We start from the raw sequence: 17,920 nt of genomic DNA, 5'->3' as shown, positions 1-17,920 counted from the left end.
TTGATTCTTTATTCTTTACTTTCTTAATAACTCAATACAGAAGCTGATGGTAATGGCACATTATTTACCTTTCTCCATTCTGTAAGTTCTTTTAATAATTCAGTAGCTTTATTACTATTTTTATCTGCAATATTTTCTGCTTCTTTTAAATCTTCTTTCAAGTTGTACAACTCTACTTTTCCACTATTTAAAAACTGAATGAGTTTCCAATCTCCCTTTCTGATAACAGAACATGGGGGATTTTTATAGGTACTAGCAAGATGCCAAAAGAGAGGACGTTCTTTCAATTTTTCATTTTTCAACAAAGGCACTATAGAAGTTCCATCCAAAATACCTTTATAATTTTTTACTTGCCCCAACTCTAAAAATGTTGGAAAATAATCCATTCCACTTATAGGTGTTTTAGAAATTCCTACATCCACTTTTCCTTTCCAATTGACAAAAGCAGGTACTCTTATTCCACCTTCGTAAACCTGACCTTTTGCACCACGCAATGTGTTTGTGTTACTTGTTATTCCATTAAACCCATTATCTGACGTGAAAATTACAATGGTATTTTCTCGCAAACCTTCTTTATCTAAATAATCAAAAATACGTTTTACATTCTCATCAACAGAGGCAATCATACTTGCGTAACCTGCTGCTTGCACTTTATTTCTAATTCCTTGCCCAGTAATTGTATCTGCTTGTTTTTCCACAAACTTCTCAAGCCACGCTTCATTCCTTGGCACAATAGGCCTATGTGGTGCATAATAATGAAGATTGATAAAAAAAGGTGCTTCTTTATTTTTTTTGATAAAAGAAATCGCTTCATTTGTCAATCGATCTGTTAACCATTCGTCCTCTTTTTTATCTTCTATAAATGGATTTTTAAACGGAGCTTGATAACCTCCACTTTCAGATTTGTATCCTTTTTCATAACCTCTTGCAGGGTCTCCCCACCAAGTACCTCCAATATTTTCATCAAATCCTTTTCCTATTGGATAATATAGTTGAATTTCTGCTGATTGATGTTCTTGTAACCAATCTAAAGTTCCATTTTTAGGCTGAGTTAAATGCTTATCAAAAGGATAGTTTTTTTCTTCTTTTGGATTGGGACCTACCACATGCCATTTTCCTATATGAATTGATTTATAACCTGCTCCTTTAAGCGGTTGTGCATACATGGTGTGTTTTAAATCTACTGTCCAACGTGAAAAAATATTGTGTTCACTATCCCCCCTTTCTAATACAGGAACATTGTACACCCCTGTTCTAAAAGATTGTTTTCCAGTTAACAAAGCTGCTCTAGATGGCGAACATGTTGGATACATGTAAGCATCTGTAAACACTAAACTTTCTTTAGCTAGAGCATCTAAATTTGGCGTTTCAAACCATTTACTACCCATAAAACCAACATCTTGCCAACCCAAATCATCTGCCATAATAAAAATGATATTTGTTTTTTTTTCTTTAATCTGTTGAGCTTTACAAGCTGTTATTCCCAAAAGACAAAAAACAAATACATTAAAAAAACGTATCATTTTAAACATTTTTTAGTTAAATACTGTTTTAATATCGTTAATACTAACTCCAAAAAGTTCTTTCACGATAGGGTTTAAGGTATCTTCATCTGCTTCAATATGGCAAGTTAACGATACATGTGTTCCGCTTTCACCAGCTTTTAATGCCAATGCTTTTGATGAAGTTTCTAACTCATAAAATGGTCCAAGTGGCTTTGCTCCAGGCTCTGGTGCACCATCATTATAAGCATTAATTACATCTCCTTTAAATGGCTCTTCTTGAATTTCCCACATAGAATTTACATAATCTGTAACATTTTTAGGTTTATTGTATTTTACAATGGTTAAAATACCATTTTTAGAATCGTAAGAACCTGCTATATTTTTTGCTCTCATAGGCGTTAAACCTATTTTACTTCTGTATTCTCCGTCTCCTTTAAAGAAAATAGCATTTTCCTTAAGCACTAATCTGTCAGCAGGTACTTTTCCAAAATAAGTATCATTTACAATAGTTCCAAGATCGCTATCATCTCCCTGAACATAAGGAATTATTATGGTAGTATTTGGCGAATGATTAAACATCCCTAATAACCAAATAGAAAGCAAACCGGTTTCTTTTTCCCAATTAGCTTTTCCTAAATTTGTAAGTGTATTGGTCGTTTTATATGCAACCGTTTTTAACTCTTCTGAAAGAGTCTTTAAACCTAATTCTTGTTGAATTTCGTCTTTTGATAAAACAGCAACTTCACGTTCAATACCTAAATCAAATTCAAATCCTGAATAATTTTTTAAAGTTGCCTTTTTGGTGAAAACTGCTTTGTTTGATGAAACACTTTTCACATCAAAATGTTCTAAATCTATTAATTTAGGTGTATACCAATCATCTAGAGTAAACTCGTCTCCTTTTTTAAAAAAGATAGAATATTGTCCTCCTTCTGGTCCTAACCAAAAACGTTCTTCTCCTCCAAATACGTTGATATGCTCTAAAGTATCTTTAGATTTGAATAACTCTTTGTTAATCCATCCATAACTTCTTCCCTTTTCTCCATATGCACTACTGGTCATCACTCTACCTTGTAATGCTACTGAAACTGCTACTTTAGAATTGTTAGATTCGTCTGAAAGTTCAATTAATTCGATATAATTTTTCATAAAAGAGACATCATCACCATAACTATTTCCATCTACATTAATTTCTTGTTCTTCTTCTGTTGTCTGCTTTTCTGATTCAGTCTTCTTCTTCTCAATATTACAAGATGTGATTGTTAGGCTTAACAATAATAAAATTGCAATGTTTTGAACGTATTTAAAAAGTGTGTTTTTCATTCTTTAGTTATTTAGTTTTGATTCCTATTCAGCTTTTGGTCTATAAGTATCTAAAATAGCTTCCATTTCCTTTACAATCTCTGGATACTGATTGTATACATTAGTGGTTTGATTTTTATCTATTTCTAAATTGTATAACTGTGCTGGTTGTGCTTCTGGCTTTAACTTTCCATTTTCCATGTCACTATTTTTTCCACCTAACAAATTTACACCTGCTGGTCCACCCCAAGCATGATGATGTGGTTTAGAGCCTCCAAAGCCTCCACTACCTTTAGCAGGAATGTACATCCATTTTCCTTTTCTTAAAGACAAGTTCTTTTCTTTTCTTGGAGCCAATAACAATTCTTTACGAAACTCTCCTTCTTGTCCCATAAAAGCAGGTAGTACATTTATACTATTTTTATCTGCTAAGTCGATTGTTTTTTCTTGCTTTGTAAGTGCTGTAAACGTAGCCAACATATCTATGGTAGAAATTAATTGATCTGATGTGGAGTTTTCTGGAACCTTTCCTGGCCATTTTACAATAAAAGGTACACGATGTCCACCTTCCCAAACACCAAATTTAAAACCTAGTAAATCTCCATTGATTTTATGTCCTTTTTCTACTGCAATACGACCTCCCAAATTTAACATTGCTCCATTATCACTGGTAAATACAATCATGGTATTTTCTGTTAATCCATTTTCTTCCAGGCTTTTTACAATTTCTCCTACCATCCAATCTAACTCGTGAATATAATCTCCATAAAGACCAGCTTGACTTGTTCCTTTAAATCTTGGTGCTGGTGTAAATGGGTGATGGATATTGGTTGTAGCAAAATAAAGGAAGAACGGATTCTCTTTATTTTTAGAAATCCATTCCGTAGCTTTTTCTGTTAAATACGTTCCTGTTTTTTCATCATCATAAATTTGATGTGCTTTTAATGCTCCTGCAAAAAGGTTATCACTTTTTTTAGAAGCTTTTTTAGGAAATGTTGGAGTTGGTGAAGGTTTTAAATCGCCTTTATAATTTCTACCCAAATACACCAAAGGATCGTCTTCATTATACCCCACAATGGTTTTATTTTCTACATACACGTAAGGACTTCCACTATTCACAAAAGGAACTCCCCAGTAATAATCAAAACCTACTTCGTTAGGTCCTGTTCCTAAAGGAACTTGCCAATCGTTATTATCATCTCCAAACCCTAAATGCCATTTTCCAAGACAGGCTGTTTTATATCCCTTATGTTGAAATACTTTACCCAATGTTAATGTAGAAGGGTCAATAATCAACTTAGAAAGTGTAGGTAAAGGCCCCCAACTATCTACTTTGATAGGATATTCTCCAGTCATTAACGCATATCTAGAAGGTGTACAAACTGCTGATGCTGTATGTGCATCTGTAAACATTCTCCCTTCCGTAGCTAATTTATCTATATTGGGTGTATGTACTTTGGTAGCTCCATAACATCCTACATCACCATAACCTAAGTCATCCACAAAAATAAAAACCACATTTGGAGTTTCTTGAGCTTGTATTTTTACCAAACCCAAAAAAAACAAAAACACACTATTTATTATTAATACTAAAACTCTTTTTTTCATATTATTCTATTTTAAACTTATAAGACAACACCCTTAACTACTATTTTATATAATTATAAAATCAAAATACTTTACTCTGCATAAAGTACTTGATCCCAATTATCTGTTCTAAAAGGAAGTGCAGGCAAACCATGTTTATTGTATATAGTTCCGTTTGCATTGTTTTTCCAATTGTATCTTATTGCTACCGGGTTTTTAACTTTAGAAGAACTTACTATAATTTTATTTCCATCTTGTTTTACCTGTGCCTTATGGAAAGTTTTATTTTCTCCTGCAATATAAAATGCAGGAATTTTACCCATTGCAGCACCAACAGAGTGTAATTGAGAACCAGGTGTTTCGAATTGAATAATTAATTTTCCAGATTCTATTTTATAAGATTTTAAGAAAGGACCAGTGTACACAACCTCTTTTTTTCCGTAAATGTTATTTAATGCGATTAAACTTAACCTACGTCCTACTTCTTTTTTTTGCGGAGGATGAATATCATAAAAAGCCCCAATATCTTGTGTAGCTGCAACTCCTGTATTTGGCAATTTTAACGCTTCTAACTGTGCTTCTACAATCCTTGGAACACCAAATTTATCTGGATAATTATAAGGTGCTATTTGTACAAAATAAAAAGGAAAGCTGCCAATATTCCATTGATTTCTCCAACTAGTTATCATATTAGGAAAAAGTGTTTTGTATTGTTTCCAGTTTAAAACATTTGATTCTCCTTGATACCAAATTGCGCCTTTTATCTTATAATTTGTTAAAGGAGCAATCATACCATTATATAAATTAGAAAACTTATTCTGCTTCCCTTTTTTTAACATTGTTTTTTCAATACCTTCTATAGGTGTCCAAGGTTCTACCTTAGTTCCTCCCCAAGCTGATTGAATTAAACCTATGGGTGTATTTAATTTATCTGATAATTGTTTTCCGAAGAAATAACCTACTGCTGAAAATTTTAATACTGTTTCTGGTGTGCATTCTACCCATTTTCCAACACAATCTTCTAAAGGGGTTTCTGATTTTTTTCTTTGTACTACAAACATTCGAATTGACGAAGAAGTAGCTTTTTGCGATTCTTCCCAGAAATTTACAATTGGTTTTTGACCATTTCTAAAACCTAACTCTCTTTCCATATTGGACTGCCCAGAACACAACCAAACCTCTCCAAATAAAATATTAGAAATAGAGAGCTTTGTAGAGCCACTTATTTTCATCTTCCCTATTTTTCCTGCTTTAGGTGTACTAACAAATAATTCCCATTTACCTGATTCATCTGTTATTGTTTTTATTGATTTAGACCAAGATGGATTAACAATTATATTTTGTCCAGGATTATCCCATCCCCATATTTTTACTTCTGATGATTGTTGCAATAACATATTATCAGACAAAATTGAAGGTAATTTTGTTTGAGCTGTTAATGTTTTACATCCTACTAAAAGTAAAAAACAACATAAAATTCTATTTAATAATAGTTTCATAAATATATATTTAAAATTTTTCTTGAATATTCTTAAAAGGAGGCAGTCTTTGGTCTGTTCCAACTACATCAATATCTCCTAGTTCTTTTCTTGCTCTTTCAGCTTCTTTTAACAATTCTTGTACAACTTCTGGATGTTTGTGAGCAATATCTGTCAACTCTCCCATATCATTATCTAAATTAAATAATAGCGGACGTTTTAAAGCAATTAAACCTCTACATCCAATATTTTTTAAATTCTTTCCTCCAAATGCTTTTTCATTCTTGTTTTTAGACCAAAAAGGCTGATCTTCGGAAGTTCTTGGTAAATGTAATTTCCACTTTCCTTTTCTGATGGCTTGTAAATTGATACCATTGTAATAATACACATAGTCATGAGGCGTATTTCCCTTACCTGTTTTTAAAATCTTGGTGATGTTTTTTCCATCAATCACTCTGTCTTGTGGCATTTCTGCACCTGCTAAAGAAGCTAAAGTTGGTAATAAATCCATAGAAGATAAAAATGTATCATTCACTCCTGTAGCAAAATGATCTTTCCATTTAATGACGGCAGGAATTCTAAAACCACCCTCCATAGTTGTATATTTCCCTCCATTTAACGCTCCTGCTGATCCTCCAAAATGACAGATAGCGGGTCCATTATCCGATAAGAAAACCACAATAGTATTTTCATCTAAACCTTTTTCAGAAAGTGCTTTGGTTAATCTCCCTACATGATGATCTAACTCCTGAACATAATCGCCATACAAACTCCCTTTTGAAGTTCCTATAAATTCTTTACTGGGTTTTATTGGGGAATGTACTGAGTGGTAAGCTAAATACAGAAAAAATGGATTCTCTTTATTTTCTTCTACATATTCAATGGCCTTGTTGGTATAGTCTCCAATTAATGTTTCAAAAGCTATATTTTCTTTTACTACTTTATTATCGAAATAGATATCATCTAAGTATGGGTGACTTTTATGCCAATTAGATTGTAATCCATAAAAATGTTGAAAACCATGATCAATTGGTTGAGCTCCTTTATGAAATCCTAAATGCCATTTTCCTATGGCAAGTGTTGCATAATCTTTTTTTACAAGTAAATCTGCAATGGTAATTTCTTCTTTATCTAAACCATAGTTTTTGTGTTTTTCACCTGTCTGTTGAGCTACAGGAAATCCATTTCGTATAGGATAACGTCCTGTTAACAAAGCTGCTCTTGATGGGCTACAAACAGAAGAAGCTACCTGAAAGTCTGTAAATCTTAATCCTTCATTAGCCAAAGCATCAATATTAGGTGTTTGCACATCTTGTGCTCCATAACAACTTAAATCACCATAACCTAAATCATCTGCAAATAAAATAATGATGTTGGGTTTATCTTGAGCAAGCATTTTTGTATTATTCACCAAACAAAGCAGTATTGTAAATAAACTTATTCTTAACATTTTCGACACATTTCGATTTGACAATTCAATTTTTTTCATGTTTTATTTTTTATTACTCCTCCCAAATATCCGTTCTAAAAGGATATGCTGGAAGCTCACTTTTGTTAACTAAATTAACCGTTGGTTTCCCGGAAAAAGCATAACGAATATATTTTGGATTTTTAACTTCTGGAGAACTTAAAAGAACTGTTTCTCCTTCTAATTTGGCAGTAGCTTTTACCCATTTTTGAGAATCATCCGTAATCCAAAATCCAGATGGTGCTTTTCCATTCGTAGTTTTTAAGCCCACTGCATGGTTAAAATGGACCATTAATTTTCCTTGTAAAACCTCAACTTTTTTAAATATAGGTCCTTGAGATTCTCCCTTTACGTTTAACGTTTTTTTAGCAGCTAGCAATGCTGTTCTTTGTCCAATTGGCAATTTGTCTGTAGGATGAATATTTTTAACATCACCTAAATCAATGGTATTTACAACAGATACATTTGAAATTTCTGTAGCAGATAATTGAGATTCTCGCATCCAAGCCCAAGATTCTTCTGTAGGACTTTCAACATCAATTTGTTGTTTTGCTTGTGTTCCTTTTCCATAACCTGGAAGCATCACTACCATAAAATGCATTTCATCATCGTTCCAATTTTTACGATATGTTTGAATCCATTTTTTTAAAACTTCATCATAATCTTTCATACCACAAACTCTATGGAACCAATTGGCTCCTTCAGCCTCTGGCAAACCTTCAATATAACGCGTATTTCTTTCTCCTTGGTACCATACCAATCCTCTGTTAGCAAAAGGAATTAATGGATGCATCATGGCATTGTAAATAATATTAGAATTACGTCTTAAAAATATATTCTCATCTCTTGTCCAGTTTTCTTTATGGATGAGTTTTTGAATTCTAGCCACTCTTTCTTTATCAGCATCAAACTCTTGCATAATAGTCTTAAAATGAGGCACCTCTTTTGTCATAGATCTCGGCATCCAAGCTTCTATAGAAGAACTTCCCCAAGAGGCTTGAATAATTCCTACAGGAACATTTCCTAAATTGTTTAAAAAGTAAGCAAAAGAAAAAGCAACAGCGCTTTTAGGATGTGTTACTTTCCATTTACCTGAAGCTTCATGTTGTTCTTTAAGCGCTACATTATTTTCAACAAAAAAACTACGAATGTTTTTAGCCAAAGGAACCAATCCTCTAACTTCTGCTGAAGAATTATAACTCATTACCATGTTAGACTGCCCTGCACAAATCCAAACTTCTCCTACCAGAATATCTTTAATCACAAGGTTTTTATCTCCTTCAACTATCATATCTTTTCCTTCAAATGAAGTTTTTAAAGGATCTAAATAGATCATCCATTTTCCATGACGGTCTGATTTGGTTGTTTTTGTTTGTCCACTGAACTTTACCGTAATGTTTTCCTTTGGATTACTAGTTCCCCAAACAGGTACCTTTTTTTCTCTTTGCAATACCATATGATCTCCAAAAACATTAGCTAACTTTAAAGATTGTGCATTGACAGTAAAGCTGGTAATACTTAAAAAAAGTACTACTAAAGTTCTAATTATATATAAGTTTTTATTCATTATTATTTTATTTTTTCTCTTTTAATGGCACAATATTATTAGGTGTAAAATAAGGCTCGTTACCTAATGGTCTTGCGTTTTCCCCTCTGTTTTTATAGATTCCAATATCTTCCTTTGCCCAAGCTAATAACTCCATCAATTCTGATACAACTTCTGGGTTTTCGTTGGCAACATCAGTAGTTTCGGCAATGTCCTTTTCTAAATTATACAACATTGGTTTAAAGAATAATACACGATCTTTTGGTGCACTATGAACAGGCCATTTTTTATAAACTATAGAAGTTGGATCTGGCTCATGTGCCAAATGTAATTTCCATTTTCCTTTTCTAACCGCACGTAAAATATGGTGTTGATAATAGAAAAATGGTCGATCTAATGCTGTTGATTTTCCGTGAATAATGTTTGAAATATCCAAACCATCAATCACTCTATCTTTTGGCACTTCTGCTCTAGCAATTTTTGCAATGGTTGGCAATAAATCTATGGTTGCTACAATATTTTCTGATGTTATTCCAGCAGGTACTTTTCCAGGAGCTCTAATAATAGCAGGAACTCTAAAACCACCTTCCCAAGCTGAAGTTTTTGCACCTCTTAATGGTTCTGCATGTCCACCATGATCTTTTTTAATCCACCAAGGACCATTATCACTAGTAAAAATTACATAAGTGTTTTCATCTAATCCTTTTTGTTTTAAATGCTCTAAAATTCGTCCTACATTATCATCAATTTCCTCAATAACATCTCCATACAAACCACCTTCTGATTTTCCTCTATAAGCATCAGAAACCGCTAATTTAGTATGTGGCATAGTGTGCGCTAAATATAAGAAAAAAGGTTCTTTTTTGTTTTTTTCTATAAAACGAATAGCTTCATCTGTATAACGTTTGGTAAGTGTTGACATATCAGCATTTCTTTCTACCAAATGATTACCTCTTATCAAATGAACTCTGGCATCATTACTTCCTGGCGTAAAAAAAGATTCGTCAAAACCTTGATGCATTGGCAGTAAATCTGGATTGAATTTTTCAGGGTTATGTCCTGCCAAATCCCATTTACCAATCATTCCTGTTTTATAGCCCACAGGTTTTAATACTTCAGCTATGGTTACTTCACTCAAAGCAAGTTTAGGATGAGGTGTATCTCCTTTATCATTACGAGCATTTCGCATGGGGTAAGAACCCGTCAATAAAGCAGCTCTTGATGGGCCACAAACGGTTTGAGCGTAGAAATTAGTAAATTTCATCCCTTCGGATGCCATTTGGTCTATGTTCGGTGTTTTTATGTTTGGAGAACCAAAACATCCCAAATCTTGATACCCTTGATCATCTGTAAAAATGATGATGAAGTTAGGTTTTTTATTTTTCTGAGCACTACACGAATTAAAGCATAACAATACTAAACTCCATAAGGCTATGTTTTTGAATATTTTCATCATTTTATTGTTAAAGTTTTTGGATTTTCTACATGTCCTACAGGACGTGCATTTTCTTTCATATCTTTTTCAAAATCTAGCATTGCTTTTTTTAACTGAGTTACCATATCAGGATACTCATCTTTAAGGTTGTTTGTTTCAGCTATATCGGTTTTTAAATTATAAAGTGCTTCTTTTCCTTCTATAATTCTCAATTTCCAATTTTTCCACCTTACAGCTTCTAAAGTTCCCCAGTGTGAATAGAAGAAATATTCATGTGGCGTTTTTTCTTGATTTAAAAGTACAGGCAATATATCTTTTCCATCAATGGTATTTTTTGGCATTTTTGCTCCCACCAATTTTGCAAAAGTTGGCAACACATCCATACTGGTTAACAATTCATCAATTTCAATTCCGGCTTTAATTTTTGCGGGCCAACGAATGACAGTTGGTACACGCATTCCTCCTTCTAAAGTTTGCCCTTTATACCCTCTTAAAGGTTTTGTAGAGCCTTTTCTAGTAGCACCATTATCACTTGTAAATAACACAATAGTATTGTCATCAATCCCTTGGTCTTTTAAAGTTTTTAGAATTTGACCAACAGACCAATCAATTTCATAAATAGCTGTTGAGTATATATTTGAAGACGATTTTACGCCACTCTCTAACACTTTAGCATACTCCTTTTTAATTTCTTTAGAAGCTGCCACAGGCCCATGTGGAATTGGGTGCGGAACATATAAAAAGAAATTTTCATCTTTGTGTTCTTTGATAAATTGAATAGCTCTCTGCGTAACTCTTTTTGTTAAATTATCTTTGTTAGGATTTAATTCTATTACTTCTTCTCCTTCTAAAAGCGGAAGATCTGGGAAATTAAAAAATTGTTGTCTTGGATGTTTTGGTGAAATATCGTGACTATAAGGCAAGCCAAAAAAATCTTCAAAACCTTGTTTGGTAGGTAAAAATTCTGGTTGATCTCCCAAATGCCATTTTCCAAAAATTCCTGTTTTATACCCTACAGACTGAGCAACCTCTGCCAAAGTAATTTCGTTAGGATTCAAGCCATTTCCATCCGCAGCTAAACACACAGGAAACTTTTTCCCTTTAGGAATGTTAGGTAAATCTACCGCCAAACTAGAAGGTGGTTCCATACCAACTCTTCTAGGATAAGCCCCTGTCATTAAGGCGGCTCTTGAAGGCGTACACAAAGGAGAGGCCATATAAAAACTAGTCAACCTAGCTCCTTCTTCTGCCATTTGATCAATATTTGGCGTATACACATGCTCACCTCCAAAACAACTTAAATCACCATAGCCTTGATCATCTGTAAAAATGATGATAAAGTTAGGTTTTTTATTTTTCTGAGCACTACACGAATTAAAGCATAACAATACTAAACTCCATAAAATTAATTGCTTCATTCTTTTAAGTTTTTATTTTGTTAATGGCTTAGGATTTTTCACAAAAGCTGCGGGTCTGCTATTTTTATTTAACTCCTGCTCAAACACTTGCATTTGTATCTTAAGCTTTTCTACTATTTCTGGATGTTCTGTTGCTACATTTTTTGTTTCTCCAATATCTTTTTCTAAATTGTAAAGTTCTGGCAATCTTTTTTTAGACACTCGTAATTTCCATTGTCCAACTCTAACTGCTTCTAACTTTTCTTTGCTATAGTAAAAAAAGGATTTGTGTGGACTTTTACTTTTTTCTTGTAATGTAAGCGTTATATTTTTACCATCAATAACACGATCTTTAGGCAATTCTACTCCTGCTAAATGAGCAAACGTAGGTAATAAATCCATGGCAGACATCAATTCATTATTTACAGTTCCTCTCTTAATTTTAGCTGGCCATTTAACCACTGTTGGCATTCTCATACCTCCTTCATAAGTACTTCCTTTTTTTCCTTTTAATGGTTTTGCACTTCCTATGGTTGGACCATTGTCTGATGTAAAAATGACAAAGGTATTTTCTTCAAGTCCATTTTTTTTTCAATGCATCTAATATTTGACCTACAGACCAATCAATTTCTGCTATGGTTTGTGGATATATTTTATCCCTAATTTTATAGTCAATTCCTTTTTCATTTTTTAACGCTTCCCTTATTTCTTTAGGAGCGCTTTCCATAAATTTTGGTGATGCCAACAAAGGACGATGTGGGCTTGTATGTGGTACATAAACAAAGAAAGGATTCTCCTTATTTTGTTCAATAAATTTTACAGCTCTTTCTGTAATTCTTTTATTTAAATAATCCGGATCTGGATCTAATTCAACAACCTTTTCGTTATCTAATACTGGTAAGGATGGAAAATTAAATTTTTTTTGATTTTGATGGAGTGGAAAAATATCATGACTGTAAGGCAGTCCAAAAAACTCATCAAAACCTTGCTTATTTGGCATAAATTCTGGCTGATCTCCTAAATGCCACTTTCCAAACATTCCTGTTTTATAACCAGCTTGTTTTAATACCTCTGCAATGGTAATCTCTTCTGGATTTAACCCTTTTGAATCTGATGCTAAAAGTACAGGAAAATTATTCCCTGTTGCCAATCCAACTCTTTTAGGATAACTTCCTGTCATTAATGCTGCTCTTGATGGAGTGCACAAAGGTGCTGCTACATAAAAGCTAGTAAGCTTCACTCCTTCTTTGGCCATTTGATCAATGTTGGGTGTTTGAACATGAGCACCTCCAAAACAACCCAAATCTGCATAACCTTGATCATCCGTATATATGATGACAAAATTAGGTTTGTTACTCTTGTTTTCTTGACTAAAAGCATTACATGCGAACAATGCTAAAATCAACCATATTTTACTATTTATTTCCATATATGACTTTTTTAAAAAATGATGAAATGTGTGTTCCTAATTCTTGATACCCTTTTTCATGATAATGCACATCATCCTCTCCTTTTCCATGTTTTTGATGGATTTTTTTTGAAACTTCATACATATCATTCACCTCAATACTATTTTCTTCCATCACACGATGAGCAACTTTGTTATACTTGGTAGGATCTTCTGTATACCTTCCTGCTTCTTGAGTCGGCACATAAGAAGTGGTTACAAATATTAGTTTGGCATCTGTTTTTTGTTTGATTTTTTTTACAATCGCTCTTAAATTACTTTCATAATCTGCCAAAGAGAATGTAATCATCCCATTTTTTTTATCCCTTTTCCCTTGAGTTTTAGCCTCTGGATGTCTGTAACACAAGTCCCACAATCCCCAATTGAACTGAATCACATCCCAATCTTCATCGCCTATCCACTTTTCTATATTTTTTAATCCTTTTCCTGTATGTTGAGCATTTCCCGGATTGTGTTTTACTAAGGCAATATCTTTTAAATTTTCTTGCACAAAAGGTGTATATCCTATAGAAATAGAATCTCCAACAATTAATACTTTTTGCTGTTTCTTGTTAAACGCAATAGCGATGATGACAAAGAAAGTTACTAAGAGTATGCTTGTTATTTTTTTCATATTTCTTATAATTTTATCGTGTAACTTTGGCTAGCACCTATTACTTTTTTTCTTAATTTCTTAGTTCCAATTCCTTTTAAAGTAAAACGTTTTAAGGTTATTGCTCCCGATAGAACTTTTAACACTGCTTCTTTATCTTTCACCTCACAAGTTCCCCAGCTATAACCGTTACTCCAAAAATAAGTTCCTGGTTTAGAAGTAAATTCTATTGATTTTTCTACTCCTGAATAATGAAAACCTGAGGTTGCTAAAACACCTGCCCAAGCCATCATACTACGTGCATAATGGTGTCCGTATTCTGCTTCATTAAAAGGATTTCTTTTTTTACCATCATAACGATTTCTAATGTCTTGAATGGTTTTTAAACCTTCTTTTTCTTGACCTTCGTAAAGCATAGCTACTGCAGCCGTGTGTTCAAAACCGGTCATTACCTCCGTAAAATAAGGAAAAGGTTGTTTGGGTCTTTTATTAGGATAAGCGGCCATTAACAAAGCAGATTCATCTCCATATGCATACGACCTCATAAAATTAGGATGCTTTAATAAGCTTTCACGATAGTTGTATTTTAAAATCGATTCATTTGTCTTTTTCACATTCCCCTTATCTACCAAGTATCCCAAATCTAAAATATGTGCCATCACTTGTCCTACCAACTGATCTACCAACACTCCTTCTCCTAATTGATACTGAGGATCATCAGCAACCAAGCGTCTTTTTACACGAATTAACCCTTTTGCAATACTGTCTAAATGCATTGGTGGTACAATTTCTTGCACATAATATTCTCCATTAAAAAGGTTTTCATCCAAATATTTAGAACCGTTTTCATATAAGGATTTACAGGTTTTAGCAAAAGATTTTTCTCCCAAATAATTGGCCATTTCTTCTGTGGCACGCAAAGCACCCAAATACCATAATCCCATTTGAGGATTAGGTCCATAATATTCTACATCCATGGTATTGTGCTGACTCCCTTCCATAACACCGTCTTTATTAGGATCCCATCCATTAGGTATCCAACAAAATTCTAAAGCCTTTTTAACATTTGTCCAGTTTTCTTTTAAAAATTCATCATCACCAGACAATTGCCATTCACGGTAATATTTCATAATACTTCCCATTTGCCCATCAGCAGCAGCCAAACCAAAACTAGTTCCTTTAGTTTTTAATGGTAGATTAATACGATAATTCATCATTCCTCTTTTATCAATGGCATAACCAAACTCTACATTACGCATATTTTTTGCCACATCTCCAAATAAAAAGGGAATGGTTTGCTCATAATTCCAAACATGTGTACAAGTACCTGTTCCACTTCCATCATTATCTTTAATTCCTTCCCAACCTAAGTAGTGGCCAGATTTGGTTTTAAAAGCCAATTGTGTTCTAAAATGTGCCAAATTAAAAAGTGCTGCTTCTTTAATAATTGCTGGAGCATCACTCTGAATAAAAGCATTGACAAATGTTTTAGTCTCTTGCTCTAACTTTGGAATTCTTTGAATATGTTTCTGAGCTACTTCCCAAGAATCTTTGTATTGAGTAGCATAAAAATTACCAACATTTACTTTTTCATCTCCCCATGCAGAACGATTAGGAAAATTCCACGTAATGAAAAAACGGATGTCTTTTTCTTCATTAGGAGCTAATGTAGTTTTTACGGCTAAAGATCCCATATTGTTTTTTTGATCTGATGTTCTTTCTTCCAAAAGTCCATCATCTGTATAATCATCCCAAAATTCTAAAGTACTATTTCCCCATTCTCCAGGTTTCCATGCGGTACGATAAGAAATTTCTTCTTGGCTATTGGTTACCATACTAAAAGTACCCCATTGCATACTTTCTTTATCAATTTCTTTATTAGCGGTGTAATGAATTCCTTTGAATTCATTTTCTTCTTTGTAAGTATTAATATTTTGATAGGATTTTCCTTCTTTACCATCAAAACCTATAAAGTTAGGAATGTTTCCTGCCAACGAAATAGTAATAGATTTGTTACTTGTATTTTTTACCTTATAACTTAACACAGCCATTGGTAAACTACTATCTTCTGTATTTCCAGGAACTAATGGATTGAATGCTCCAACTGTTACTTCTAAAGGAACTTCCTTGTCTGTTAATAAAACTTCACCAAAAGGATATGCTGTTTGAAAAGTAGCATTTGAAAATCTTGGCAATCCGTGGTTTGGAGCTCTAGAACCATAATATCCTTCATCATATTTAACAGGTGAAGGCCCTTCTAAAAGCAATGCTTGAGCTTCTTTATTTTCTTCTTTATAATAAATAGAAAAAAATGGTGCTCTATTAATCACAGCTACGCCTGCGTATTTTGGGGTAAATCCCTTGGCTGGGCGACTCATAATTTCCAAATCTTCTAGCGCTCCTCTCCCTGTTAATGAAATAGTTCCAGTTCCAATTCCCCCTACTGGCATGGCTATTCTATCTGTATGATTTTGATCATAAGACTTTAAAACAGGCCATGTATTTTCCTGAGCATTTGATTGAACTAACACAAAAAGTAATACGACTAAAAGATGTATCTTTTTCATTTTTTTATATTATATGTATTCATTAAATATTTTTTTACGCTTTTAAACTCATCGTTTAACAATGGCTTTTTATAAATTAAAAACCTTGCAATTTCTCCATCAAAAGATTCATGTCCTGGATGGTTGGTCGCATTTCTCTCTTGACCAATGGCCATTTTAGATGGATTTGCTTTTGTATTTATCGGAAAAACATCTTCTGCTATGGGAGTTACTGAATTTATAAACAATTCCATTTTTGATTTGTCAGTGCCAGCTTCCATTCTTCCCATAACCAAATAATACCTCGATGTTTCTAATTTTTCTGGATTTAATACATGCGGACTATTTTGATTCCACAAACCTTTACCCAAAGCATTTCTAGCTCCCATCCAAATTTGATTCGTATCGCTCAATCCTGCCCAAAAACCTTCATAATTTCCTTGCTTATCAATATTGGTGTTTCGTAGGTTTCCGAAAAAGGAGTTAACTCCAGGTTTTCCTAGTACTTGTTCATAAACCGATATTACCGCAAACCATGTATAACCACTTCCGGTCGTTAAATGATCAAAAGCATCTTCTTGATGATTTATCAATTCCTGACGATGAAACACAACACTATTGTGCCCATTTAGTTCAGCAACATTCATTTTTAATCTTGGCATACCAGAACCTGGTATTTTTCTTCCTTTATTCTGTTTGTCAAAAGATTGAACAACATTGTTTTTAACACTATTTTTCCATGAACTCACTCTATTTCCTTTTTCTAGAGTAATCCCTTCATCTGGATTTAAATCAACCATCAGTCCATTTTGAACAGGAAGCACTAACTCCTTTTCTCTTTTTCCTGATGCCCAAATAATTCCACCCTCTACTAACTTTTGATAGTTTGGATTTCTATAAATCTCAACTGTATGACCTAAAGATGTAAAAAACGAACGACCTCCATCATAATATTGATACCAAGTAAAAGGGTGATCTCCACCCATTTTTGGAGTTCCTTCATAAGAATTCTCATCTAAAGACAACAACACATTCACTTTTTCCCTAGGATTGTAAGAAAATGTATGCCACTCATCTGTAATTAACCACTCCTTAGGTAAATGACTCGTAGCTACGTGATTCTGGTTTTCTACAAATAATTTGGCCTTTTGTACTTTAGGATGTTTTTCTAATCGTGTTCCTATCAAGTTTTCATACCAATCTTGAAATTCTTTATCTTCTTTCCAAATAGCTCCTGCGCAATGAATCCCTACAAAACCTCCTCCACTTCTTATATAATTTTGAAGCGCTTCGTATTGCACTTTTGAAAAAATAGCTCCTTTATTTCCACAATTATTATTAAAAACAATGACATCAAAAGACTCTAAATTTTTAGTTGTGATGTACGCAGTATCTTTAGATGTTACTACTTGCCAATGATTGATTTTTCCCATATCCTCAATCATTTGTAGGCCTACTTCTTTAGACTTGTGTTGAAACCCATTATCTGCCTGAAAATTAAGCACCTTTATTTTATGCTGGGCACTAAAGTTTTGTACACAACATATATATAAAAGTAAAAGGTGAATGTTTTTTTTAGGTTTCATTATTTAATTC

General features: G+C 33.4%; 13 protein-coding genes. All 13 read right to left on the bottom strand.

The window, feature by feature from the left end; translation table 11 throughout:
* Window positions 1-23 precede the first annotated feature (23 nt).
* Window positions 24-1,523, bottom strand: coding sequence for a sulfatase (locus KO506_RS07900; protein WP_215994352.1), 1,500 nt, complete (start codon window positions 1,521-1,523; stop codon window positions 24-26).
* A 12-nt stretch (window positions 1,524-1,535) separates the two neighbouring features.
* Complete coding sequence (locus tag KO506_RS07895; RefSeq protein ID WP_215994351.1) at window positions 1,536-2,828, bottom strand: DUF6786 family protein; 1,293 nt, start codon at window positions 2,826-2,828, stop codon at window positions 1,536-1,538.
* A 24-nt stretch (window positions 2,829-2,852) separates the two neighbouring features.
* Window positions 2,853-4,415: a sulfatase family protein gene (locus KO506_RS07890; protein WP_215994350.1), complete on the bottom strand. Its 1,563-nt coding sequence runs from the start codon at window positions 4,413-4,415 to the stop codon at window positions 2,853-2,855.
* Between the two features lie 71 nt (window positions 4,416-4,486).
* Window positions 4,487-5,893, bottom strand: a complete 1,407-nt coding sequence (locus KO506_RS07885) for a sialate O-acetylesterase (RefSeq protein ID WP_215994349.1) — start codon at window positions 5,891-5,893, stop codon at window positions 4,487-4,489.
* A gap of 10 nt (window positions 5,894-5,903) precedes the next feature.
* Complete coding sequence (locus tag KO506_RS07880) at window positions 5,904-7,322, bottom strand: sulfatase family protein (protein ID WP_215994348.1); 1,419 nt, start codon at window positions 7,320-7,322, stop codon at window positions 5,904-5,906.
* A gap of 52 nt (window positions 7,323-7,374) precedes the next feature.
* Window positions 7,375-8,907: a sialate O-acetylesterase gene (locus KO506_RS07875; RefSeq protein ID WP_215994347.1), complete on the bottom strand. Its 1,533-nt coding sequence runs from the start codon at window positions 8,905-8,907 to the stop codon at window positions 7,375-7,377.
* Between the two features lie 7 nt (window positions 8,908-8,914).
* Window positions 8,915-10,342 (bottom strand): sulfatase family protein, encoded by a 1,428-nt coding sequence (locus KO506_RS07870; RefSeq protein WP_215994346.1) that lies wholly within the window; start codon window positions 10,340-10,342, stop codon window positions 8,915-8,917.
* A complete protein-coding gene (locus KO506_RS07865) occupies window positions 10,339-11,739 on the bottom strand; it encodes a sulfatase family protein (RefSeq protein ID WP_215994345.1) in 1,401 nt (466 codons plus the stop codon). The genes KO506_RS07870 and KO506_RS07865 overlap by 4 nt, the downstream gene beginning before the upstream one ends.
* A 12-nt stretch (window positions 11,740-11,751) precedes the next feature.
* A complete protein-coding gene (locus KO506_RS07860; RefSeq protein ID WP_303436393.1) occupies window positions 11,752-12,249 on the bottom strand; it encodes a sulfatase/phosphatase domain-containing protein in 498 nt (165 codons plus the stop codon).
* Between the two features lie 43 nt (window positions 12,250-12,292).
* The gene (locus KO506_RS07855; protein WP_215994344.1) at window positions 12,293-13,147 is read right to left on the bottom strand and encodes a sulfatase-like hydrolase/transferase; all 855 of its coding nucleotides are present in this window, start codon (window positions 13,145-13,147) and stop codon (window positions 12,293-12,295) included.
* Window positions 13,134-13,799, bottom strand: coding sequence for an SGNH/GDSL hydrolase family protein (locus KO506_RS07850; RefSeq protein ID WP_215994343.1), 666 nt, complete (start codon window positions 13,797-13,799; stop codon window positions 13,134-13,136). The genes KO506_RS07855 and KO506_RS07850 overlap by 14 nt, the downstream gene beginning before the upstream one ends.
* A gap of 5 nt (window positions 13,800-13,804) precedes the next feature.
* A complete protein-coding gene (locus KO506_RS07845; RefSeq protein WP_215994342.1) occupies window positions 13,805-16,345 on the bottom strand; it encodes a GH116 family glycosyl-hydrolase in 2,541 nt (846 codons plus the stop codon).
* Window positions 16,342-17,829, bottom strand: a complete 1,488-nt coding sequence (locus KO506_RS07840) for a ThuA domain-containing protein (protein ID WP_215994341.1) — start codon at window positions 17,827-17,829, stop codon at window positions 16,342-16,344. The genes KO506_RS07845 and KO506_RS07840 overlap by 4 nt, the downstream gene beginning before the upstream one ends.
* Between the last annotated feature and the right edge of the window lie 91 nt (window positions 17,830-17,920).

The organism is Polaribacter vadi (genome assembly GCF_018861005.1).
GTDB lineage: Bacteria > Bacteroidota > Bacteroidia > Flavobacteriales > Flavobacteriaceae > Polaribacter > Polaribacter vadi_A.
Note: the sequence above shows the minus strand (reverse complement) of the source record. Positions and strands in the feature narration are given on the sequence as shown.